The sequence below is a fragment of the Kibdelosporangium aridum genome (assembly GCF_900176515.1).
GTDB lineage: Bacteria > Actinomycetota > Actinomycetes > Mycobacteriales > Pseudonocardiaceae > Kibdelosporangium > Kibdelosporangium aridum.
Genome location: NZ_FWXV01000013.1, coordinates 248,473 through 269,228 on the forward strand (window position 1 = coordinate 248,473; position 20,756 = coordinate 269,228).

Below are 20,756 nucleotides of genomic sequence, written 5' to 3' on the forward strand. Positions count from 1 at the left end.
GTGCGCGAGGGGTGTGGTTTGTGGTCGACTATGCCTTGCACCCCGGTGGAGGTGGTCGCGTGCCCGACCGAAAACCGACTCCGATAAGCGACGTGAAACTCGGTGCAACCGGCACCGGGAGCGCGTCGCTGACAGCGCTGCCTACGCAACTGCCAGTGGCGGAGCAGCGTTCGGCGTCGACAGTAGCCACAGGGCCACCTGTGCCCACGGTTCCTTCGTGGGGCCGTCGCAGGGTCCTGTTACTCAATGCCACGTTCGAGCCGCTCACAGCCCTGCCGCTACGGCGAGCCGTGGTGCTCGTCGTCTGTGGCAAAGCTGAGGTCGTGCACGGTGATCCAACCGGAATCGTGATGCATTCCGCCACGTCCAGCGTGGAGATCCCGTCGGTGATCAGGCTCAGCAACTACGTGCGCGTGCCCTACCGCGGGCGCGTGCCGTTGACTCGTGCCGGCTTGATGCACCGAGACCGCTACAGATGTGCCTACTGTGGCGGCCGGGCGGAAACTATAGATCATGTCGTGCCGCGCAGTCGTGGGGGTCCCCACACGTGGCAGAACTGCGTGGCCAGTTGCGCGAAGTGCAATCACAAGAAGGCCGACAAGCTGCTCAGTGAACTGGGGTGGCGCCTGCGGGTAGTACCGGCGGCGCCACGCGGACCGCACTGGCGCCTGCTGGCCGGGGTGGCCGACGCCGATCCGCTGTGGCTGCCTTACCTGGGCGAGCCCGCCGCTTAGCGGCAAGCCTCAGGACGTAACGCGCGTACCCGCGGTGACACGAGTCCCGCGGGTCACACGGGTGCCCCGAGTGACGCGGGTACCGCAGGTCACGCGGGTGCCTTCGCGGGTGACACGAGTACCGGCGGTGACGCGGGTGCCTTCACGCGTCACGCGAGTTCCTTCACGGGTGACGCGGGTGCCTGCCGTGACCCGTGTGCCACGCGTCACACGAGTACCCCGGGTAACCCTGGTGCCACAGGTGACCCGCGTACCTTCTGCGTGAGCGGTCACCCTCGTTCCCCTGGTGACACGGGTGCCACGAGTGACTGTGGTGCCGGCAGTGACACGAGTGCCCTCGGCGAAGCCATCACACAGCGCAGCGAACAGAGCGTCGATGGTCGCCTGATTGGGGGTCGTCATCGTGGTCATGTCGGGGCCTCCTCGTGACTCAAATGTGAGAAGTAGTGCTTCGAGCGGGGTCCGCAAGGTCCGTACAGGTGAAAGTTATGGGTCGCTCGACAAACTCGCAAGCCGTCAAGAGAGTCCAACCGTTCGGTTTGGGATCGATGCGGCCGTTCGCCACCACAGACTCCGCCGCGCGCGGGACATACCCGGCAGTCACATGGCGCATACGGGTTACCAAGACCGCAGGACATACAACTGTCCGGAATCGGAACGCTCCCAGTGAGTGACACATGCCCGCCTCGCTCGAGCCGGTTGTCCAGCCTTGGAACCGATTGGCTCTCAAGCCGGTTGTCCAGCCTTGGAACTGACTGGCTCTCAAGCTGGTCGTGCAGCCTGGAACCGATCGACTCTCGAGCCGGTCGTGCAGCCTTGGAACCGATTGACTGCCGCGTTCGTTGCCGAGTTCGGAAGGCGTGCGCGCGGCGGCGTCTTCTTCGTCGGTGCGGGCGTTCGCCGCGGCGGTTTGGCCTACCGGGCCCAACGCGCCCTTGTGGACCAGGGTCGGATACCTTTAGCGCGTGAGCCCGGTCGAGACAGTTCTCGTCTTCGTAGTGATCCCGGCGGCCATCTACGGCGCCGTGGCGTTGCTGACGCTGCGCGAGCGTGCCGCCAAGACCCCGAGGTACCGCCCAGGACAGGACTGGGACTACCCGCCTGTCTGGTGGACGGCCAACCCGGCAGGTGCGGCGCAGCCGGCGCACGCGACGGACGAAGAAGACACCGCGCAGCACGCGCGGACCGCTTGGGGAGGTGCCCGTGGCAGCTGGTGAGGTCGTCAAGGCCGGACCGGTCATCGACGAGTCGCAGCTTCCGGAGGGCACAGTGGTCACGGCCACTGGCCGGATCTCCGCGGCCAAGGCCTTCGAGGAAGCCAAGCCCGCGCTGCCGTTCACCCCGGTCCAGCTGTCCCGGTTGGACGAAGCGCTGACGCTGGCCTCCCGCGCGGCGGGTCTGTCCTTCAGCGTCTACCTCGGACCGCTCGGCGACGGCAAGAACGCCGACACGCGGGTCGAGGCCGAGCTGCTGCACGCGTCCACTGAGGACCCCAGCCACGCCGCGCTGATCGCCGTCTCACCCGGACAGCGCGTGGTGGAGATCGTCACCGGCGAGGAGGCGTCCCGCCGCCTGCCCGACCGCGGCCTCAAGCTGGTCGTGATGGCACTGGTCGCGTCCTTCAAGGAAGGCGACCTGGTCGGTGGACTGGTCAGCGGCCTGCGCATGCTCGCCGACCAGGCAGGCACACCCGCCCACTGAGGACTGACGTGAAAAGCGTCAGGGCCGCCCGCGGGCGGCCCTGACGCTTTTTCTCATGCCTGCTGGTCGAATTCCCGCGCCGCGAGCGCACGCACGATGCCCGCGCGGCCCTCGGACACCAAGCGCCGCAACGCCGGCGGACGCTCCTGCGCCAGCCACGCGTCCGCCGCCTCGACCGTGCTGCGGTCCACCTTCCACGCCGGGAACAGGCCCAGCACCATGGACTGCGCCCGCTCGCTGGAACGCCGCTCCCACACTCCGGCGACGTCCTCGAAGTACCGGTCGGCGTAGGACGCGATCAGCTGCTTCTGGCCCGGGTGGGAGAACCCGGCGATGATCGCCTCGTTGATGGCGTTGGGCAGCTCGTCGTCGTGTACCGCCCGCTGCCAAGCCTCCTCTTTGGCCTGCGCGTCCGGCCGCAACGCCAGCGCCCGCTCCGCGTGCCGCTTGCCGGTCGCGGTCGAGTCACGCGCCAGCTCGGCCTCGACCTCCGCCGCGCCGGCGGCGCCGTGCGCGACCAACGTGATCAGCAGCCGCCAGCGCTGGTCGGTGTCCACGACCAGGCCCTCCAACGGCGCCGAACCATCCAGCCAGCCACGGATCAGCGCGACCTTCTCGTCGTCCAGCACCGACGACGCCAGCGCGGAGACGAACCCGAGCTGGTGGTCCGAACCGGGCTGGGCCGAGCGCACCAGCTCGACCAGCCGGTCGGTGAACAGCCGCCAGCCCTCCGGCGCCCACGCCGGGTCGGCGTACGAGGACAACGCGGTCTGCGCCTGCAGCAGAAGCCGCTGCACCACACCGATCTCGGTCTCCGCGGCGACCCCGCTGATCACCAGCTGGACGAAGTCACGGGCTTTCAGCTCCGCCTCACGCGTCATCTCCCACGCCGCCGACCAGCACAGCGTGCGCGGCAGCGGCTCGGCGATGTCGGCGATCCGGTCGATCAGGGTCTCCAGCGAGGCCGGGTCGAGCCGCATCGTGCAGTAGCTCAGGTCGTCGTCGTTGACCAGCACCAGCTTGCCGCGCGGAACGCCGACGAGCCCGGGGATCTCGGTGCGCGGGCCGTCCACGTCGGCCTCGACCCGATGGGTCCGCACGATCTTGCCGTCGACGTCGTCGTACACGCCGATCGCGACCCGGTGCGTGCGCAGTTCACCGGCCCCCGGCTTGGCGCCGCCCTGCGTCACGGCGAACTCGGAGAACTTGCCGTCTGCGTCGACCTTGAACGACGGGCTCAGCGAGTTCAGGCCGGTCGTCTCCAGCCACTGCGCGCTCCACCATGACAGGTCACGCCCGGACGCCTCCTCCAACGCACCCAACAGGTCCGCCAGCGTCGCGTTGCCCCACGCGTGCTTGTCGAAGTACACCCGCAGGCCGGACAGGAAGTTGTCCTCACCCACGTACGCGACGAGCTGCTTGAGCACCGACGCGCCCTTGGCGTAGGTGATGCCGTCGAAGTTGACCTCGACCGCTTCCACGTCGACGATGTCCGCGGCCACCGGGTGGGTGGACGGCAGCTGGTCCTGCCGGTAGGCCCACGACTTCTCGATGTTGGCGAAGCTGGTCCACGCGTGCTTGTACTCAGTCGCGTCGGCCTGCGCGAACACCGAGGCGAACGTGGCGAACGACTCGTTCAGCCACAGGTCGTCCCACCAGCGCATGGTCACCAAGTCGCCGAACCACATGTGCGCCATCTCGTGCAGCAACGTCTCGTTGCGGCGCTCGTAGAGGTAGCGGGTGACGCGGCTGCGGAAGACGTAGTCCTCCAGGAACGTCACGCAGCCCGCGTTCTCCATCGCGCCAGCGTTGAACTCCGGCACAAACGCCTGGTCATACTTGCCGAACGGGTACCTGACGCCGAAGTTCTTGTGGTAGAAGGCAAAACCCTGCTTCGTCTCCTCGAACAGCCGCTGCGCGTCCAGGTGCTCGGCCAGCGAGGCCCGGCAGTACAGGCCCAGCGGGATGTCCGGCTGGTCCGGCTCGCTGTACACGTCACGCCACTCCGCGTACGGGCCCGCGACCAACGCGACAAGGTAGGTCGACATCGGCTTGGTCGTCTCGAAAATCCGCTTCACCGCACCGGATTCGGTCTGCTCGGTCGACTCGATCGGTGCGTTGGCGACGACCTTCCAGTCCGCGGGCGCGGTGACCGTCATCTGGTACACCGACTTCAGGTCCGGCTGGTCGAAGCACGTGAACACGCGCTTGGCGTCGGCGGTCTCGAACTGCGTGTACAGGTAGACGCCGTTGTCGACCGGGTCGACGAACCGGTGCAGGCCCTCACCGGTGTTCATGTACCGGCACTTCGCCTCGACGACGAGTTCGTTGCTCTCCGCGAGGTTCGGCAGCTTGATGCCGACCGCCTCGTCGTAGTCGGACACGTCCAGCTCGACGCCGTTGAGCACGGCCCGCTGCACTGACTCGGCGACGATGTCGATCCACGAGTCCGCGCCGACCTGGCGGCTGCGGAAGGAGACGGTGGTGTGTGAGGTGAAGGTGTTCTCCCCAGGCTGGCCTGCACCATCGGTCAGGTCCACCGCTATCGCGTAGGAGTCGACCTCAAGCAGCTCGGCGCGCTGCTGGGCTTGGGCACGGGTCAGGTTGGGGGCGGCCACTGATCACCTCAGGTTCGGGGCTGGTATTTGACAACGGTATCCAATCACGCCTGACGGGAAGATGTAGACGGCCGATCCGGTTGTGCGAGACATGAGCGCCCATGCCGACAACGCTGCCCGTACGCAGGTCGATTTCTACTTCGACCCGACGTGTCCGTTCGCCTGGATCTCGTCACGGTGGATCCTCGAGGTGGAAAAGCACCGCGACATCGACCTGAGGTTCCGCGTGATGAGCCTCGCGGTCCTCAACGAAGGCCGTGACCTGCCCGAGGACTACCGCAAGTTCCTGGACAAAGCCTGGGGGCCGGTCCGAGTGGCCATCGCCGCCGCCCAGCTCAAGGGCGAGGAAGTGCTGCGCGACCTGTACACCGCGCTCGGCACCAGGTTCCACAACCAGGGCCGCAGGGACGACTACGACCAGGTCATCCTGGAGGCCCTTGAGGAGGTCGGCCTGCCCGCGGAACTCGCGAAGGCGGCTGACAGCGCGGACTACGACGAGGCCCTGCGCAAGAGCCACCACGAGGGCATGGACCCGGTCGGGATGGACGTGGGCACGCCCACCATCCACATCGACGGTGTCGCGTTCTTCGGCCCTGTGCTCAACAGCATCCCGCGCGGCCAGCAGGCCCTCGACGTGTTCGACGGCGCCAAGCTGCTGGCGAGCTACCCGAACTTCTTCGAGCTCAAGCGCACCCGCACGGGTGAGCTGAACTTCGACTGACGTTCTAAGGTCGGTGGTGTCCTTGCGATGCCACCGACCTTCAAGGGAGTACCCATGGCGGTCCCTGTCACTACCCGCACCGGTCACGTCATCGACGGCCAGCAGCTGGACGGCGGGCTTGCCGGGAACATCGACGTGGTGAACCCGGCCACCGGCGAGGTGATCGCGACCGTCCCGTCGGGCACCGCGACCGAGGTGGACGCGGCCGTTCAAGCGGCTGGGAAAGCGTTCGCGAGCTGGTCGCAGACCTCCGTCGCCGATCGGGTCGCCGTGATCCGGCGAATCGCCGCCGAACTGGGCGCCCGGCGCGAGGAGATGGCCGCGACCATCACCGCCGAGATGGGCTCGCCGATCTCGTTCTCGCTCAACGTGCAGGCGTCGTTGCCGATCGCGGTCGCCAACGGTGTCGCGGACCTGTTGGACAGCGAGTTCTCGTTCACCGAGGAGATCGGCAACTCGCTCGTGCTGCGTGAGCCGATCGGTGTGGTCGGCTGCATCACGCCGTGGAACTACCCGCTGCACCAGATCGTCGCCAAGATCATTCCCGCGCTGGGTGCCGGGAACACCGTCGTGTTGAAGCCCAGCGAGATCAGCCCACTGACCGCCGGATTGTTCATGGCAGTGCTCGAATCCGCCGGTGTGCCCGCGGGGGTGGTGAATCTCGTGCACGGCACAGGTCCCGTTGTCGGCGAGGCGCTTTCGGCGCATCCCGGGGTGGACATGATCTCGTTCACCGGTTCGACCCGCGCGGGCAAGCTCGTCACGACCGCCGCCGCGGGCACGGTGAAGCGGGTGGCGCTGGAGCTGGGTGGCAAGTCCGCCAACGTGATCCTCGATGACGCGGACATGGCGGCCGCGGTGAAGAAGGGCGTCGCCAACGCGTACATCAACGGCGGCCAGACATGCACCGCGTGGACACGCATGCTCGTACCCGCGTCCCGGCATGACGAGATCGTCGAGATGGTGTCCGCCGCCGCGGCGAAGTACACCGTCGGTGACCCCAACGAGGAAAGCACCCGCGTCGGGCCGATGTCCTCGACCGCGCAACGCAACCGCGTGCTGGGCTACATCAACAAGGGCATCGACGAGGGTGCGACCGTCGCGTTCGGCGGCGCGGACACCTCGGGTCTGCCCGCGACCGGCGCGTACGTACCGCCGACCGTGTTCGCGAACGTGCGACCGGAGATGACCATCGCGCAGGAGGAGATCTTCGGCCCGGTGCTGGCGGTCCTGCCGTATGACTCCGAAGACGAGGCCGTCGAGATCGCCAACTCGACGATCTACGGCCTGTCCGGTTCGGTGTTCTCCGGCGACCCGGAGCGCGGCCTGGCCGTGGCCAAGCGGATGCGCACCGGCCAGGTCAGCATCAACGGCGGCTCGTTCAACCCGTTGGCGCCGTTCGGTGGCTACCGGCAGTCCGGCAACGGACGCGAGCTCGGCAAGTACGGGATCGAGGAGTTCACCGAGCTGAAGTCCATCCAGCGATAAGAATTTCCCGCTGGTGGGCAACGAAGTCCTTGCCGACCGGTGACCCGTGCCCGGGGACGACGACGTCGGGATCCAGCGCCAGCAGGCGTTCCAGCGCCACCGGCCACTGGGTGATGTCGCCGTCCCCGAAGGACTCTTCGATGAACTCGGGGTGTTCGACCAGATCACCCGCGAACACCGTCGCGGTGTCCGTGACCTCGATCACGGTGTCGCAGAACGAATGCCCGGGCCCGAAGTGGTGCAGGACGACCGTTCGCCCGCCGAGGCCGATCTCGGCCCGGCCGGCGAAGGTCCTCGTCGGTGCGACCAGTTCGGACTCCTCGATGGCCGTGGCCATCTCCGGCTTGCCTTCGTCCCGGTACCGCTGGGCCCACACGGCTCGTTCGGACTCCTCGAACCGGAAGTTCTCGTGCGCCCACACTTCGCACGGCGTGAAGGCACCCGTGCCGTAGTAGTGGTCGAAATGGTTGTGCGTGTACACGACCTGCCACGGCTTCGACGTGATCTCCCGGATCTGCCCGGCCAACGCGGCGCCCTGCACGTGATCGCCGGGTGTGTCGATCACCAGGCACGTGTCGTCGCCGATCACGAGACCCGTGGTCAGGTCGAGCTCCTCATGCCTGATGGCGTAGACACGGTCGGAGACCTCGATCACTGGAACACGCCGTTCACCAGAGTCGGCGTGGCCTTGCTGACGTTGACCTGGCCCGCCAGGGCGATGTCCTCCGAGAGGCCCCTGGCACCCAGTTCGAGACCGGAACCACAACCACCCAGCAACTCCGCCAAGTACGGCTCGGCCGTGCGGTAGGACGTTGCGGCGAACGCGGCCTCGGGCGAAGCCGGGCTGTAGCCCTCAGCCAGCAACGCCGACACGATCGCGCCCGCACCCAGGTAGTCCTCCATGGCCACCCGCATCGGGCCGGACTTCTGCCGCTCGTGGAAGTTCACGCCCCACTGCTCACCCGCGGGGATGACACCGATCGGACCGCGGTCAGCCAGGTCGATCGCCTTGTCGGCGACCGCGGCGGCGTTGCGCAGACACCCGGCCATCACCCGGGTCTGCTGCCCGGCCCGCTCGCACAGCCTGCCCCCGTTCGGGGAGGTGAACGTGAGCTCGGTGCCCGCTTGGACGGACTTGAGTTCACTTGGACGTTTCAACCCGGTTGTCTCCGCGGTGGGCGCTTTCACCACGACCCGCGCGCCTTGGCCCACAGCCAGGTCGATCGAGGTGGTGAAGCTCAACACATCGACGATGATCAGTACCGTGCAGTGCGGGGCCAGCGCCTCGACGCCCGGCAAACCCCATTCCATCCGTACGCCGAAGCCGTCCTGAGTGAACATGCGCCCAGCCTGCCAGTCCCGTCCATGGCACACTTCGGCGCGTGCGTGTGTATCTCGGAAGTGACCATGCCGGTTACGAGCTGAAGACGTATCTGGTGGACCACCTCAAGCAGGCGGGCCACGAGGTGATCGACGTGGGTCCGCACGTCTACGACGCGCAGGACGACTACCCGCCGTTCTGCATCGAGGCCGCCCGGCGCGTCGTCGCCGACGAAGGCAGCCTCGGCGTCGTCATCGGCGGCTCGGGCAACGGCGAGCAGATCGCGGCGAACAAGGTCGAGGGCTGCCGCGCGGCCCTGGCCTACAACGTCGAAACCGCCGAACTGGGCCGTAAGCACAACAACGCCCAAGTAGTGGCGCTCGGTGGGCGGATGCACTCCGAGGAGGAGGCGGCCACGATCGTCGAGGCCTTCCTCGCCACGGAATTCGAAGGCGGCAGGCACCAACGCCGGGTCGATCTGATCTCGGACTACGAGCGCACGGGGACGCCACCGGCGTTGCCCGAGTAGACTCCATGGCAAATGCCTGAAGGTCATACGCTGCACCGGCATGCCCGGATGCACCACCGTCGTCACGCCGGATACCCGGTCGCGGTTTCCAGCCCACAGGGCCGGTTCGCCGCCCAAGCGTCCATTCTGGACGGCCGGAAACTGGTGCGCGCGGAAGCGCATGGAAAGCACCTGTTCCACGTATACGGCCCGGACGCGATCGTGCACGTCCACCTGGGCCTGGCCGGGATCTTCGACGAGCGCAAACTGCCGCTGCTCGACCCGGTCGGCCAGGTCCGGATGCGGGTCGTGGGTCGTACACATTGGACAGACCTGCGCGGCCCGGCGGCCTGTGAACTCTGGACCGAGGACCAGGTCATGGCGCTGCGGGCGCGGCTGGGTCCCGACCCGCTGCGCCGGGACGCCGATCCGGAGAAGGCGTGGCACCGGATTTCCCGCTCCCGGGTGCCGTTGGCCGCGTTGCTGATGGATCAGGCGGTGATCTCCGGGGTCGGCAACGTGTACCGGGCGGAAATCCTGTTCCGGCACGGTGTTCCGCCGATGACCCCGGGCAAGGAGGTCGATCCCACGCAGTTCAAGGAGATGTGGGTGGACCTCGTTGAGCTGATGAACTACGGCGTGAAAGCCGGGCAGATCGACACGGTCCGGCCCGAGCACATGCCCGAAGTGATGGGCCGCGAACCCCGCAAAGACGCCCACGGCGGCGAGGTCTACGTCTATCGGCGGGCCGGACTGCCGTGCTACCTCTGTGGAACCTCGATAGCGAAGGCGGAACTGGCGGGGCGCAACCTCTTCTGGTGCCCAACCTGCCAACCGGAGTAACGCGTTTCGCCTGATCAGCTCTGCGGCGCGCGAGTCGGGGCGGGTACCCGGCAAGCATGATCCGTGCGATCCTCCCTGCCTTGCTGTTAGCCGGATGCGCGGCACTGCCCGGTCCCAGCGTGCCTGTCGGCGGCGTCCCACCAGGCACTCCCGATGCCGCCACCGCTCGTACGCAGCTGGCGGCACTCGTTGTGCAGACACCGTTATCCCTCAGTGGTTACGAGCGTTCGTGCGAGAAAGCGTGTGTCTTCGGCCAGCCGTGGATGGACGTCGACGGCGACGGCTGTGATCAACGGAGTCAGGTCCTTGCCCGTGACCTGACGAATGTCGAGCGCAAGGAAGGGCGCTGTGCCGTGAAGTCGGGCACGCTGCAGGACCCTTATACCGGTGAGACTGTAAGTAGCGTGTCCAAGATCCAGATCGACCACGTTGTGCCGCTCGCCGAGATGTGGCGGTCGGGTGCGGCGAACTGGGACACCGGCCGCCGGACCGAGGCGGCCAACGATCTGCGTAACCTCGTTGCGGTTCAAGGGAAGACGAACCAGTCCAAGGGCGACCAGACTCCCGACCAATGGATGCCGCCCAACGCGGGGTACGCGTGCGCCTACGCCCGTATCTATGTCGGGACCAAGGCCAGCTATTCCTTGACCACTACCGCGGCGGAACGTGCCGCCCTCGACAGTGCCCTGTCCACATGCACCTGAGTGCTGTGCTTCGAATGCTGCATTCTGAATTCAGCCGCCCTGCCCTGAGTGTTGGGTGCTGAAGGTTGCCTCCCGAACCGCATGCCGCGCCTTGAATGCTGCACTCTGAATTCAGATGCCCCGAGCGCTGTGCTTCGAATGCTGCACTCTGAATCCAGACGGGCCCCGAGCCCGCAGGCGAGTTCGCGGGCCCTCGAGTCCCTGACCCCCGGGCCCTCGAGCCCCGGGTCCCTGAGCACTGGGTGCTGTGTTCTGCGTGCTGAGCTTTAAATGCTGCACTCTGAATTCAGAACTCAGAGTTCGGTACTCAACATTCAGCCGCAACGACCGACATCCCGGAACCCAGGAACCCAAGCCCGCCATCGGACCCCACCCACATGCAACGCAACCGCGGGCGGCCCGAACCGGACCACCCACTATCGGCCCCCACCACAACAACGCGACCGCGGGCGGGCCCGAAGCGGAGCGCCCACTATTCGACCCTGCCCCACAGACAACGCGACGGCGAGCGACCGGAACCGGACCGCCCACTATCGGACCCCACCCACAAACAACGCAACGGCGGGCGGCCCGAACCGGACCGCCCGCCGTCAAGCGCTAGCTATCGATCAGAAGTCGCCGAAATCGCCGCCGCCGAAGTCACCCCAGCCGCCGCCATCGCCGCCACCCATGTCGCCCCCGGCGTCGCCACCAGCGTCACCGCCGCCCGTGTCGGCCATGGCCTCGGCCTGCCCGGCGTCATAACCGGACTCCCAAGCCGCAGCGTCCGGGATGCCGGCCATCCCGGAGAACATCGCGTCGAACAGCAGGAACGTGCCGACACCCCAAGCGCCGGCGATGAGCGCGGGCTTCCACCACGGCTCGCTGTACCAGCCCTGCGGAACCGGACGCCCCGCAACGCGGCCACCGGGGTAGTAGTACGGCGTGCCGTTGCCCGGCCGGGACGAAGCCGCGTACTCGTGGCCTTCGACGTTCACCCGGCGGTCGTCGGTCACGCGACCCGCGTCGATCTGCTCGCGGTCCTCGGGCAGCGCGGGACCTGGGTCCAGGCCCATCGCCTCACGCGCGGCCCGCACGTAGTACAGGCCCTCGAGCGCCGTCTTGGTCACGAGTTTGGCCTGCTCAGCCGTTTGCACCTGGTCCATCTGCGACCCGGCCGCGGTGTAGCGCTCGGACGCGTCGGCCAATGCCTGCTTGGACGCCTCGTCGGTGCCGGTCAGGTTCATCACCTGGCCGCCGAGCCGCTCGACCCAGCGTCGTGCGTCGGCCTTGGCGTTCTCCAGCTCGTTACGGCGAGCTGTCGCTCGTTTGTTGGCCGCCATGAAGATCAGCCCGGCCACAACGACAATCAGTACAACCACCACGATGCCCGTGGTCACGACGCCTCCATTTGAGCGTTCGAAAGTCCTCAAATTGGACAACGCCGAACGCTACCTCCACAGTTCCCGTCGTGCGTCCGGACAGTGTGGGTCAGAACACCTGCGGACAAAACGGATGCTGGTCGCCGAGAAACGCCCGGGATGCCGGAATCAGGGTTCCGGGGGTGAGTTCACGGACCCGGCCGGCTGCGGCCAGGTCGGTCAGCCGGACCCCGCCGAGGTACGCCGCCGCCAGGTCTGTCGTGTCCACGAGCAGGTCCGGGTCGGTGTCGGTTCGTTCGACCGTCGCGGTGCCGGACGAGTCAACCACCATCCGCCACCTGCCCTGATTCCACGGGCAGAACACGTCGGTCAGTTCGAACACGGTGTCCAGCGGCGCCGAGTACCTGCGTTCAACGAGCGCACGGTCCACGTCGACGAGCCGGACCCACAGCGCGTCCCGCTGCTTGCGCACGACCTGACGCGGATCGAGCACCAAATTGATCAAGGGGTCGTCGAGTGGAATCGGCGCTTCGATCTCGCCGACAAGGTCGAAGTCGAGCAGAAAACGCCACAGCGCCGCGGCGCCGACAGGTGTCGCCGCGACCAATTCCAGGACGTTCAACTCGCCTTCGGGCCCGCGTTCACCCCATTTCCGTTTGGTCCGGTAAATCACGTACCCGTCCGGGTGAACCGCGAATTTCAACGGGGAGGCGCCTTCTCGCCAGTGCGGGGTGTCCCACAGGTACTCGGCCCATGCCCGCTCGTCACGCGACAGCCAACCGGTCCGCTGCGGCGCGACTCGGTCGTACAACGCTGTGACAGAAGGCATCGCTTCTTCACGCGACACGAGCCGGACGCGGTCCTTGCCGACATCCGTGCCGGAACGGAACGGCACACCCTTGGGAATGTGCGCACGCAGGAACTGCGAAGCCATCCCGTAACCGAAACGGCCGTAGATTCCGGCTTCTGACGCCCACAGCGCGGCAACCGGTTCCCGGCCTTGCTCGTGCAGACCGTGCAGTTGCGCGTGCATCATCTTGGTCAGTGCGCCGCGCCTGCGGTGCCCGGTCTTCACGGCCACCGTGGTGACCGCCGCGAATGGCCGTAAGCCCGCGTCCGGAAGCGTCATCTGGCGAGTCAGGATGGCTGCCGTCGCGATCAGTTCGTCGCCGTCGTGCGCCAGCAGCAGCCGGTCCGGCTCCCACTCGTTGCGGTACCACTCGTCGTCCTTGTCCTCGATTTCCTGGAGGAACACCGGCAGGAACAAGCTGAGTGCGTCGTGGAAGTCGGCCTCGGTCGCGGTACGGATCGTCAGCTCTGACACGCGAGCCTTCCTATCCGAAGTGGCGAGACGTTGCCACTGACTTTCCAGTGGACGTATGGTGTGCCCACTTCTGGCGAACTGGGTGAACGACTGGACTGAACTGGGTAGGGATCCATGCGCCTGGACACCCTGACTCTGGTGCGTGAGGCACGGAAACAGGACGCGGCGAGCATCGGTGAGGTGCACGCCGAGGCGTGGCGGGTCGCCTATCGAGATTTGTTCGAGTCGACGTTCCTGGCCGCACAAGTGGCAGTCCGCCGTGGGCAGTGGGCGGACATGCTCGGCGACCCCGAGTTTTCCGGCACGCTGCTGGTCGCCGAGCGCGGGCACCGGGTCGTGGCCTTCAGTCATTTCGGGCCCGCGGAGGAAGGCGACGGCAAAGGCGAAATCTTCGCGTGCTACGCCCGTCCCACCGCGTGGGGGACGGGCGTAGCGTCCACATTGCTGCAACGCGTCCAGGAAACCCTGGCTGATCAACGGCATCGCGACATCCGCGCGTGGACGTTGTCCGGCGCGAACCGCGCACGGCACTTCTACCGCAAGGAAGGCTTCCGGGACTCCGGTCGCCGCAGGGAGTGGGACTACGGCGACGGCAGGCCGGTGCTGGAACTGGAGTACGTCCGCAGCATCCGGCACCTGCGCCACTGACTTGTCACTCTATTGTGGACAGTGCGGTGCGGACGTAGTCCGGAATCGGTTTCTTGGAGTTCGCGGCCGGGTCGATGAAGACGTGCCGGACCTCGCCCTCGGTGATGATCTGGCCGCCCACCCGGAACACCGGGCGGGTGATCACGCTCGTGGTGCCGAGGTGGTGGATGGGGATCTCGATGTCGACGTGGTCATCGAACCGTGCGCTGCGCACATACCGCAGGCGGGACTCGGCGACCATCATGTCGTCGCCTTTCTCGACCATGTCCTGGTACCTGCACACGTGAGCGCGCCATAGCTCAGTCAGTGCAACGTCGTAATAGAACATGTAGTGCCCGACGAACATCACGCCCTGCTGGTCGCACTCGCTGTAGCGGACCCTAATCCGGTGGACGAACATGACACATTGTTGCGTATGAGCATTCCTGAGGGCCTGATTGTCGAGTTGTCGCGGGCCAAGGTGAAGCCTGGAGCGTCAGCGGAAGCCGACAAGTGGATGAAGATGCTCAACGACCGGATAGACGAATGTGTGGCGACGCTCGACCGGGAGCGGATGGCGATCGAGATCGTGTTCCGGCTGCGGGAGGGCGACGACGAGTACTTGTACTGGGTGCAGGTGCGTGGCCGGGGTGGTGAAGGCCTCGACGAGTCGATCCCGATCGACCGCGACCATGTCGAGCAGGCCAAGCGCACCAAGGAGCCCGGCTGGGTGGAAGCCGAGCCCCAGGTGCTGATGCTGCCGGAACCGGTGAGGAAAGCGGTGCTGGACTGGGCGCTCAGGTGAGCGCGTAGGCGCGGACTGGGAACGTCCCCATGCCCTTGACGGCAAGGGGAGCGGCATGGAACCGGAAATCGTGCGGTGGCAGCGAGTCCAGATTGGTCATGTGCTCGACGATCGGAATGCCGGCGCGCAGCAAAGCGGTGTGTGCTGGCCGACTGCCGTCGTCGGTGTCGTCCACGTTCATCGAGTCGATACCCACCACCGCGGGCCGTTGCTCCACGAGCCATTCAGCGGCGTCCTTGGTAATGAACGGATGCTGCCCGTTGGTGTACGTGTCGGTTCCCCAATGCCGGTCCCAACCGGTGTTGATGAGAACAGCTTTACCCGTGACTTCGTAGGCGAGCAACAGTTTCCGGTCGATCACCCGCTCGCCAGTCCGGACCATGATGCCTTCGACGTCCACGAGACGACCGAGGTCAAGGCCGGAAAGATCAGCGCCATCACGAAACCGGTGCACAGGACTGTCCACATAGGTCCCCGTATTGCTGACCATGCTGATCTTCCCGATCTGAAACTCGGTGCCGGGCGCATAATTGCGGTGCGAGTCCGCAAAGGACAACCAATCCCCGATCTCCGGGCCAGGCAAGCCGGTGTGCGTGGTCATCCCGTGCTCGATGACGTGACTCAGATCGATCACCCGCCGCTCGGGCGCGGTGACCTCAACACCCCGGGATCCCTTGTGCGGCTCCTGAATGAGGGTCTTGTTGGCGATGGTGACGTCGCCGACCATCAACAACCCAAGATGCCGGACGAACAGCTCACCCAAAGCATCATCACTGATGTCCTCGCCAGGGATGTCGAGCCGGAATTCCTGAGCCTGCAAAGCCCCGCCGTTGCTGAAGGTCACATTCGCGTCGAACTGCACCCGCCACTCACTCATGAGCCATATTCTCATCCGATGCACACCGCCTGTGTCGAATCCCAAGCGGTATCAGCCCTGGGCACACCGGACGCCGCGCCCGCCTGTACCTACATAGCCGGGATAGCAAGCAAATCCGGCACCTGGGTCAGCTGGATCGGCGACAGCCGCGCCTACTGGATCCCAGCAGAAGGCCCCGCCATCCAACTAACCGAAGACGACACCGGCAACCTCGACGCACTATCGAACTGGCTCGGCGCGGACGCCCCCAAACCCACACCCCACATCCGCAGCCTCCGCCCAACGACCCCAGGAAGCTTCGTACTGTGCACCGACGGACTGTGGCGCTACTTCCCCGCCGCAGAGCACTTACGCACGAAAATCACCGGCAACCCAGACCGAGACACCCGCGCCCTCGTCCAGTACGCCCTCGACTGCGGCGGCCACGACAACATCACGGTCTTGATCATCCCGTGGCCGTGACACGACCACGAGGAAGAGGCGGAGCGGGCGGCGGGAAGTTCGGATAAGTCTCAGCCGGTTGGTCGTGCTGGGTTCAGTCGGCCGCTGTCCACCTGGCGTTCGGTACGCCAGTGTCGTCCTCGCCGCCGTGTTCGCCAGTGTCGTCCTCGCCAAGGGCGTACGGGACCGCGAGCAGCGGCGAGCGTCGGGTGATGTCCGGCGAATTGGTCCGCGGTGATGCTCATCAGCACCGGATACCTGATTCCTCCGCGCAGCAACTCGGTATCGCGTGGTCTGTCCTCTTCGTGGAAGCCGAGTTCTCCGTGCAACGCCAGCGAGGCGAAGTTGCTGCCGTTGATGCTGACCTCACACTTCCGATAGCGGCCCTGCTCGAACATGAACGCGAGCAGGATGCTGACGGCGTCGGCGGCGTAGCCGCAGCGGCGATGCTGTGCCCCAATCCCGAGGCCGTAGCTGAACCGGCCGCAGATCGGGTCGGTCTGGATCCAGATCGACCCGACCAGTGTTCGGCTGTGCAGCGTCTCGATCGCGAAGTGGAAGTCATCACCGGAACCGGCCGCACTCCCTCGATGCGCCGCCCAGTGCCGGTAGCCACCGACTTGGGGATCAAGGATGCGGGCAGCGTCCCGGTCGAACGCGGCCAGGCCGCGATGGTCCGCAGGGCGGATCTCGCGCAGCCGTACCTTCCAGCCGGCCCAGCTCACCCCATTGACCCACCGCGGACTACGGCTGCCTGCCAGGACCAGGCGGGGCGCATTTACGATCATCAGCGGCGAGGGTACCGGGTCCGCCGCGACGCTCGATATCTCATTGAGACAACAAATGCGCCCGATCTGTGGAAGAGCTCATGTCCCGTGCCGCGCTGATCTACCAGCACGCCACGGACGAACGTGACCGTCAGATTGCCGCCGCGCTGGACACCTTGGTGGAAACCGCTCGGCAAGAGGCTGCGGACAAGCTCGGCGAGAACCTGGGGCACGCCGTGTGGCAGTGGCCCGAGCGCAGCACGCCTGCTGTCATCCTTGTCGCTCTGTCCGATAAATGATCCGCTGACCAGCGAAAACGGCAGTGACAGGGGAGTGGCACCGGTCGACCGGGACGAGGAGCATCCACCGTCGGCCTGACGGGCAATCTGGCACGGGTCTGGCACGAACCCTGATTTCGCCACCAACGACGAAACCCTAGTTCTACAGTGGACAAACTGTGAACTGGGGTTCTGTCATGAGAGCGGGTGACGGGAATCGAACCCGCATGACCAGCTTGGAAGGCTGGGGCTCTGCCATTGAGCTACACCCGCATGCACCCACCGGGGGTGGGTGCGGAATAAGAGTAGCGGGTCCGGCTAAGCTACGTACGCAGGGTCCGGAAAGATCACGGATCGCAGCACCGGGATGTAGCGCAGCTTGGTAGCGCATCCGCTTTGGGAGCGGAGGGTCGCAGGTTCAAATCCTGTCATCCCGACTCGACTCTGAGACGACCATGTTCAGCGCTGGCGCGCTTCGCCTGGTCGTCTCGTTGTTTCTTCGGGGGCCGAGCCCCCAGACTTCCACGGTGCGGGCTTCTCATCTTCCAGCGCTGTTCGCTTGACGAGCGCGGAGACTGTTGGGACTTGAGTAGCGCTGTGTTGAGCAGTGATGGGCGCGGTGACTCGGGGCTGGTGAGAGGGGTCCAAGGCTGTGATGTGGCGCACTTGGTGGCCGTTGGATGGCCCTGGGCAACCATCCGTGTGCACCTCGCCTAGACTTCCCTGGTAACTCCCGGCCTGGTTACTCGGCTCGGGTGTTCCCACATGCCATTTCGCACGAGGAGTCTTACGTTGAAGAGCACCGTCGAGCACCTGAGCCCGACAAGGGTCCGGATCAACGTCGAGGTGCCGTTCGACGAGCTCAAGCCGAACTTCGACCGCGCATACCGCAAGCTTGCCCAGCAGGTGCGCATCCCTGGTTTCCGTCCGGGCAAGGCGCCCGCGAAGGTGCTGGAGAACCGGCTCGGTCGCGGTGTCGTGCTGGACGAGGTCGTCAACGAAGCCATCCCGGCCAAGTACATGGAAGCCGTCAATGCCGAGGAGGTCCGTACCCTCGGCCGCCCCGACATCGAGGTGACCAAGATCGAGGACGGTGACCACCTCGCGTTCACCGTCGAGGTCGATGTCCGCCCGGAGATCACCGTCCCGGCTTTCGGCGAGTTGTCCGTGACCGTCGACGATGTCGAGATCACCGACGAGGAGGTCGACCGTCAGCTGGACGAGCTGCGTGCCCGGTTCGGCACGCTGACCGGCGCCAACCGGCCCGCTGAGGACGGCGACTTCGTGTCGATCGACCTGTCGGCCACCGTCGACGGCGAGGACGTCCCGGACGCGTCGACCACCGGCCTGTCGTACCAGGTCGGCTCCGGTGAGCTGATCGAAGGCATCGACGAGGCGATCATCGGCTCGTCCGCGGGCGAGTCGAAGACCTTCGTGTCCAAGCTGGTCGCCGGCGAGTTCGCGGGCAAGGACGCCGACATCACCGTCACCGTCCAGTCGGTCAAGGTGCGTGAGCTGCCCGAGGCCGACGACGAGTTCGCCCAGATGGCCTCCGAGTTCGACACCATCGACGAGCTGCGGGACAACCTGCGTGAGCGCGTCTCGATGGCCAAGAAGATGCAGCAGGGTGTCCAGGCCCGCGACAAGGTCCTCGAGGCCCTGCTGGAGACCACCGAGGTGCCGCTGCCGGAGACCGTGGTCGGCGCCGAGGTCGAGATGCGGGCGCACGACGCGGTGCACGCGTTCGACCACGACGACGCGAAGTTCAACGAGTTCCTCGAGTCGCAGGGGCAGACCCGCGAGCAGTTCGACGCCGACATGCGCACCGAGGCCGAGAAGGCCGTGAAGACGCAGCTGGTGCTCGACTCGGTCGCCGACGCGGAGAACCTCACCGTCTCCGACCAGGAGCTCACCGAACGGATCATCTACCAAGCCCAGCGCTTCGGCGTCAGCCCGGACGAGTACGTCCAGCGCGCCCAGCAGTCCGGCCAGCTCGGCGCGATCTTCGCCGACGTGCGCCGCGGCAAGGCGCTCGCTTCGATTGTGCGCCAGGCCACCGTGACCGACGCCAGCGGCAACTCCGTCGACTTCGACGCGCTGTTCGGCCCGGTCACGCCGGCCGAGGACACGGCCACCGAGAACGCCGAGGCGGAGCCCGCTGAGGCCAAGTAGTGACGCTCTGAGCGAACGCGGGCGGTGTCGGGACGTTGGCGCCGCCCGCCTTCGTTAATGTCGGTTGCGAGAGATGAGCTCGAGTTTTTTCAGGAGAAGGCAGGCAGACGTGACGCAGCACCAGATGCCCCACATGCGGTCGTCGACCGCTGGGCTGACCTTGAACGACTCGGTGTACGAGCGGCTGCTCCGCGAGCGGATCGTCTTCCTCGGATCCGAGGTCGATGACGAGATCGCCAACCGGATCACGGCGCAGCTGCTGCTGCTTGAGGCCGAGGACCCCAAGCGCGACATCGTCTTCTACATCAACTCCCCCGGCGGCTCGGTGACCGCGGGCATGGCGATCTACGACACCATGCAGCTGATCGAGCCGGACGTGCAGACCTGGGCGATGGGCCTGGCCGCTTCGATGGGCCAGTTCTTGCTGTCCTCGGGCACCCCGGGCAAGCGCTACGCGCTGCCGCACGCGCGGATCATGATGCACCAGCCGTCGGCCGGTGTCGGTGGTACCGCCTCCGACATCGCCATCCGCGCTGAGGTGTTCGGCAAGTGGAAGCGCGAGATGGCGCAGATCACGGCCGAGCAGACCGGACAGACGATCGAGAAGATCACTGCGGACGCCGACCGGGACCGCTGGTTCACGGCCGAGGAAGCCCGCGAGTATGGCTTCGTCGACCAGGTTGCCACCCGCGGTTCGTCCGCGCGCAACTGACCGGCGACTGAAAGATAACGAGGAGTAGCAGTGAGTGACTTCCAGCTCCCACAGTCCCGGTATGTGTTGCCTTCATTCGTGGAGCGCACCAGCTACGGGGTCAAGGAGTCCAACCCGTACAACAAGCTCTTCGAAGAGCGCATCATCTTCCTCGGCGTGCAGATCGACGACGCGTCGGCCAACGACGTGATGGCGCAGCTGCTGTACCTCGAGTCGGTCGACCCCGACCGCGACATCGAGATGTACATCAACTCGCCAGGTGGTTCATTCACCTCGCTCATGGCGATCTACGACACGATGCAGTACGTCCGCCCGGACGTGCGCACCACCTGCCTTGGCCAGGCCGCGTCGGCCGCGGCCGTGCTGCTCGCCGCCGGTACGCCCGGCAAGCGGATGGCGCTGCCCAACGCGCGGATCCTGATCCACCAGCCGTCGCTCGAGGGTGTCTACGGCCAGGTCTCCGACCTGGAGATCCAGGCCAACGAGATCCAGCGGCTGCGTCGCCAGATGGAGATCACGCTGGCGCACCACACCCGCAAGTCGGCCGACGACATCCGCGCCGACATCGAGCGCGACAAGATCCTCACCGCCGAGGACGCGAAGAACTACGGGATCATTGACGAAGTTCTTCCGTACCGCAAGCTTTCCGCGGTCAGTTAGTCGAGAAACCTGACCCGTCCATGCCAAATCCGCGCTTCATCCGACACGCGGGGCCGTAATGGCATACGGTCGGTGACGAGGGTTGTCACCGGTA

The 20,756-nt window shown here is 66.2% G+C and carries 24 protein-coding genes and 2 tRNA genes; 16 read left to right on the forward strand and 10 right to left on the reverse strand.

Features of this window, described 5'->3' with window-relative positions; genetic code table 11:
- Window positions 1–155 precede the first annotated feature (155 nt).
- Window positions 156–734 carry an HNH endonuclease gene (locus B9C43_RS48145; RefSeq protein ID WP_084434074.1) on the forward strand — a complete coding sequence of 193 codons (579 nt, stop codon included), beginning with the start codon at window positions 156–158 and terminating at the stop codon, window positions 732–734.
- Window positions 735–743: 9 nt separating this feature from the next.
- Here the strand turns inward: B9C43_RS48145 and B9C43_RS59090 are convergent, their stop codons facing one another.
- Window positions 744–1,145, reverse strand: a complete 402-nt coding sequence (locus B9C43_RS59090) for a hypothetical protein (protein WP_084434006.1) — start codon at window positions 1,143–1,145, stop codon at window positions 744–746.
- 554 nt (window positions 1,146–1,699) lie between these two features.
- Between B9C43_RS59090 and ctaJ the strand changes: the two genes are divergently transcribed.
- Complete coding sequence (ctaJ, locus tag B9C43_RS48155) at window positions 1,700–1,951, forward strand: aa3-type cytochrome oxidase subunit CtaJ (protein ID WP_033382596.1); 252 nt, start codon at window positions 1,700–1,702, stop codon at window positions 1,949–1,951.
- On the forward strand, window positions 1,938–2,435 hold the full coding sequence (locus B9C43_RS48160) for a DUF5130 family protein (protein WP_033382597.1): 498 nt from the start codon (window positions 1,938–1,940) through the stop codon (window positions 2,433–2,435). Before ctaJ ends, B9C43_RS48160 begins: the two co-directional genes overlap by 14 nt.
- 53 nt (window positions 2,436–2,488) lie before the next feature.
- On the opposite strand, the gene pepN is transcribed toward B9C43_RS48160, so the two are convergent.
- On the reverse strand, window positions 2,489–5,053 hold the full coding sequence (gene pepN / locus B9C43_RS48165; RefSeq protein WP_084434007.1) for an aminopeptidase N: 2,565 nt from the start codon (window positions 5,051–5,053) through the stop codon (window positions 2,489–2,491).
- A gap of 91 nt (window positions 5,054–5,144) precedes the next feature.
- On the opposite strand from pepN, the gene B9C43_RS48170 reads away from it, so the two are divergent.
- Both B9C43_RS48170 and B9C43_RS48175 read left to right on the forward strand, forming a co-directional pair.
- Window positions 5,145–5,774, forward strand: a complete 630-nt coding sequence (locus tag B9C43_RS48170; protein ID WP_084434008.1) for a mycothiol-dependent nitroreductase Rv2466c family protein — start codon at window positions 5,145–5,147, stop codon at window positions 5,772–5,774.
- A gap of 54 nt (window positions 5,775–5,828) precedes the next feature.
- The gene (locus B9C43_RS48175; protein ID WP_084434009.1) at window positions 5,829–7,262 is read left to right on the forward strand and encodes an aldehyde dehydrogenase family protein; all 1,434 of its coding nucleotides are present in this window, start codon (window positions 5,829–5,831) and stop codon (window positions 7,260–7,262) included.
- On the opposite strand, the gene B9C43_RS48180 is transcribed toward B9C43_RS48175, so the two are convergent.
- On the reverse strand, window positions 7,234–7,917 hold the full coding sequence (locus B9C43_RS48180) for an MBL fold metallo-hydrolase (protein WP_051895286.1): 684 nt from the start codon (window positions 7,915–7,917) through the stop codon (window positions 7,234–7,236). The two genes, B9C43_RS48175 and B9C43_RS48180, sit on opposite strands and share 29 nt — an antisense overlap.
- Entirely contained in the window at window positions 7,914–8,603 is a 690-nt protein-coding gene (locus tag B9C43_RS48185) for a 2-phosphosulfolactate phosphatase (RefSeq protein WP_235039271.1), read from the reverse strand. Before B9C43_RS48185 ends, B9C43_RS48180 begins: the two co-directional genes overlap by 4 nt.
- A gap of 41 nt (window positions 8,604–8,644) precedes the next feature.
- Here B9C43_RS48185 and B9C43_RS48190 point away from each other — a divergent pair, with 41 nt between their 5' ends.
- From B9C43_RS48190 to B9C43_RS48200, 3 genes are read left to right on the forward strand one after another with little or no spacing between them, the layout of a single operon-like run.
- Window positions 8,645–9,112, forward strand: a complete 468-nt coding sequence (locus B9C43_RS48190) for a ribose-5-phosphate isomerase (RefSeq protein WP_084434010.1) — start codon at window positions 8,645–8,647, stop codon at window positions 9,110–9,112.
- 12 nt (window positions 9,113–9,124) lie between these two features.
- Entirely contained in the window at window positions 9,125–9,934 is an 810-nt protein-coding gene (locus B9C43_RS48195; protein ID WP_084434011.1) for an Fpg/Nei family DNA glycosylase, read from the forward strand.
- Between the two features lie 56 nt (window positions 9,935–9,990).
- Window positions 9,991–10,638, forward strand: coding sequence for an HNH endonuclease family protein (locus B9C43_RS48200; protein ID WP_084434012.1), 648 nt, complete (start codon window positions 9,991–9,993; stop codon window positions 10,636–10,638).
- Between the two features lie 608 nt (window positions 10,639–11,246).
- On the opposite strand, the gene B9C43_RS48205 is transcribed toward B9C43_RS48200, so the two are convergent.
- Both B9C43_RS48205 and B9C43_RS48210 read right to left on the reverse strand, forming a co-directional pair.
- Window positions 11,247–12,017, reverse strand: a complete 771-nt coding sequence (locus tag B9C43_RS48205) for a hypothetical protein (RefSeq protein WP_084434013.1) — start codon at window positions 12,015–12,017, stop codon at window positions 11,247–11,249.
- A gap of 91 nt (window positions 12,018–12,108) precedes the next feature.
- Window positions 12,109–13,323 carry a GNAT family N-acetyltransferase gene (locus B9C43_RS48210; RefSeq protein WP_084434014.1) on the reverse strand — a complete coding sequence of 405 codons (1,215 nt, stop codon included), beginning with the start codon at window positions 13,321–13,323 and terminating at the stop codon, window positions 12,109–12,111.
- A gap of 114 nt (window positions 13,324–13,437) precedes the next feature.
- On the opposite strand from B9C43_RS48210, the gene B9C43_RS48215 reads away from it, so the two are divergent.
- Complete coding sequence (locus B9C43_RS48215) at window positions 13,438–13,971, forward strand: GNAT family N-acetyltransferase (protein ID WP_084434015.1); 534 nt, start codon at window positions 13,438–13,440, stop codon at window positions 13,969–13,971.
- A gap of 4 nt (window positions 13,972–13,975) precedes the next feature.
- Here the strand turns inward: B9C43_RS48215 and B9C43_RS48220 are convergent, their stop codons facing one another.
- Complete coding sequence (locus B9C43_RS48220) at window positions 13,976–14,371, reverse strand: acyl-CoA thioesterase (protein ID WP_033382609.1); 396 nt, start codon at window positions 14,369–14,371, stop codon at window positions 13,976–13,978.
- Window positions 14,372–14,386: 15 nt separating this feature from the next.
- Here B9C43_RS48220 and B9C43_RS48225 point away from each other — a divergent pair, with 15 nt between their 5' ends.
- Entirely contained in the window at window positions 14,387–14,755 is a 369-nt protein-coding gene (locus B9C43_RS48225) for a DUF6176 family protein (RefSeq protein WP_033382610.1), read from the forward strand.
- Here the strand turns inward: B9C43_RS48225 and B9C43_RS48230 are convergent.
- Complete coding sequence (locus B9C43_RS48230) at window positions 14,748–15,632, reverse strand: cyclase family protein (protein ID WP_084434016.1); 885 nt, start codon at window positions 15,630–15,632, stop codon at window positions 14,748–14,750. The two genes, B9C43_RS48225 and B9C43_RS48230, sit on opposite strands and share 8 nt — an antisense overlap.
- Before the next feature lie 18 nt (window positions 15,633–15,650).
- Between B9C43_RS48230 and B9C43_RS48235 the strand changes: the two genes are divergently transcribed.
- Entirely contained in the window at window positions 15,651–16,094 is a 444-nt protein-coding gene (locus tag B9C43_RS48235) for a PP2C family protein-serine/threonine phosphatase (RefSeq protein ID WP_200826044.1), read from the forward strand.
- A 50-nt stretch (window positions 16,095–16,144) separates the two neighbouring features.
- Here the strand turns inward: B9C43_RS48235 and B9C43_RS48240 are convergent, their stop codons facing one another.
- Window positions 16,145–16,861: a GNAT family N-acetyltransferase gene (locus B9C43_RS48240; RefSeq protein ID WP_084434017.1), complete on the reverse strand. Its 717-nt coding sequence runs from the start codon at window positions 16,859–16,861 to the stop codon at window positions 16,145–16,147.
- Window positions 16,862–16,941: 80 nt separating this feature from the next.
- Here B9C43_RS48240 and B9C43_RS57955 point away from each other — a divergent pair, with 80 nt between their 5' ends.
- Complete coding sequence (locus B9C43_RS57955) at window positions 16,942–17,139, forward strand: hypothetical protein (protein ID WP_084434018.1); 198 nt, start codon at window positions 16,942–16,944, stop codon at window positions 17,137–17,139.
- Window positions 17,140–17,320: 181 nt separating this feature from the next.
- Here B9C43_RS57955 and B9C43_RS48250 read toward each other — a convergent pair.
- Window positions 17,321–17,391: transfer RNA gene (locus B9C43_RS48250), tRNA-Gly, on the reverse strand.
- 90 nt (window positions 17,392–17,481) lie between these two features.
- On the opposite strand from B9C43_RS48250, the gene B9C43_RS48255 reads away from it, so the two are divergent.
- The 4 genes from B9C43_RS48255 (at window position 17,482) to B9C43_RS48270 (ending at window position 20,662) form a co-directional block, all read left to right on the forward strand.
- Window positions 17,482–17,555 (forward strand) — tRNA-Pro (locus tag B9C43_RS48255).
- Window positions 17,556–17,910: 355 nt separating this feature from the next.
- Window positions 17,911–19,290, forward strand: a complete 1,380-nt coding sequence (gene tig, locus B9C43_RS48260; protein ID WP_033382613.1) for a trigger factor — start codon at window positions 17,911–17,913, stop codon at window positions 19,288–19,290.
- Between the two features lie 109 nt (window positions 19,291–19,399).
- Complete coding sequence (locus tag B9C43_RS48265) at window positions 19,400–20,002, forward strand: ATP-dependent Clp protease proteolytic subunit (RefSeq protein ID WP_260478872.1); 603 nt, start codon at window positions 19,400–19,402, stop codon at window positions 20,000–20,002.
- A 30-nt stretch (window positions 20,003–20,032) separates the two neighbouring features.
- Complete coding sequence (locus B9C43_RS48270) at window positions 20,033–20,662, forward strand: ATP-dependent Clp protease proteolytic subunit (RefSeq protein ID WP_033382614.1); 630 nt, start codon at window positions 20,033–20,035, stop codon at window positions 20,660–20,662.
- The last annotated feature ends 94 nt before the right edge of the window (window positions 20,663–20,756 follow it).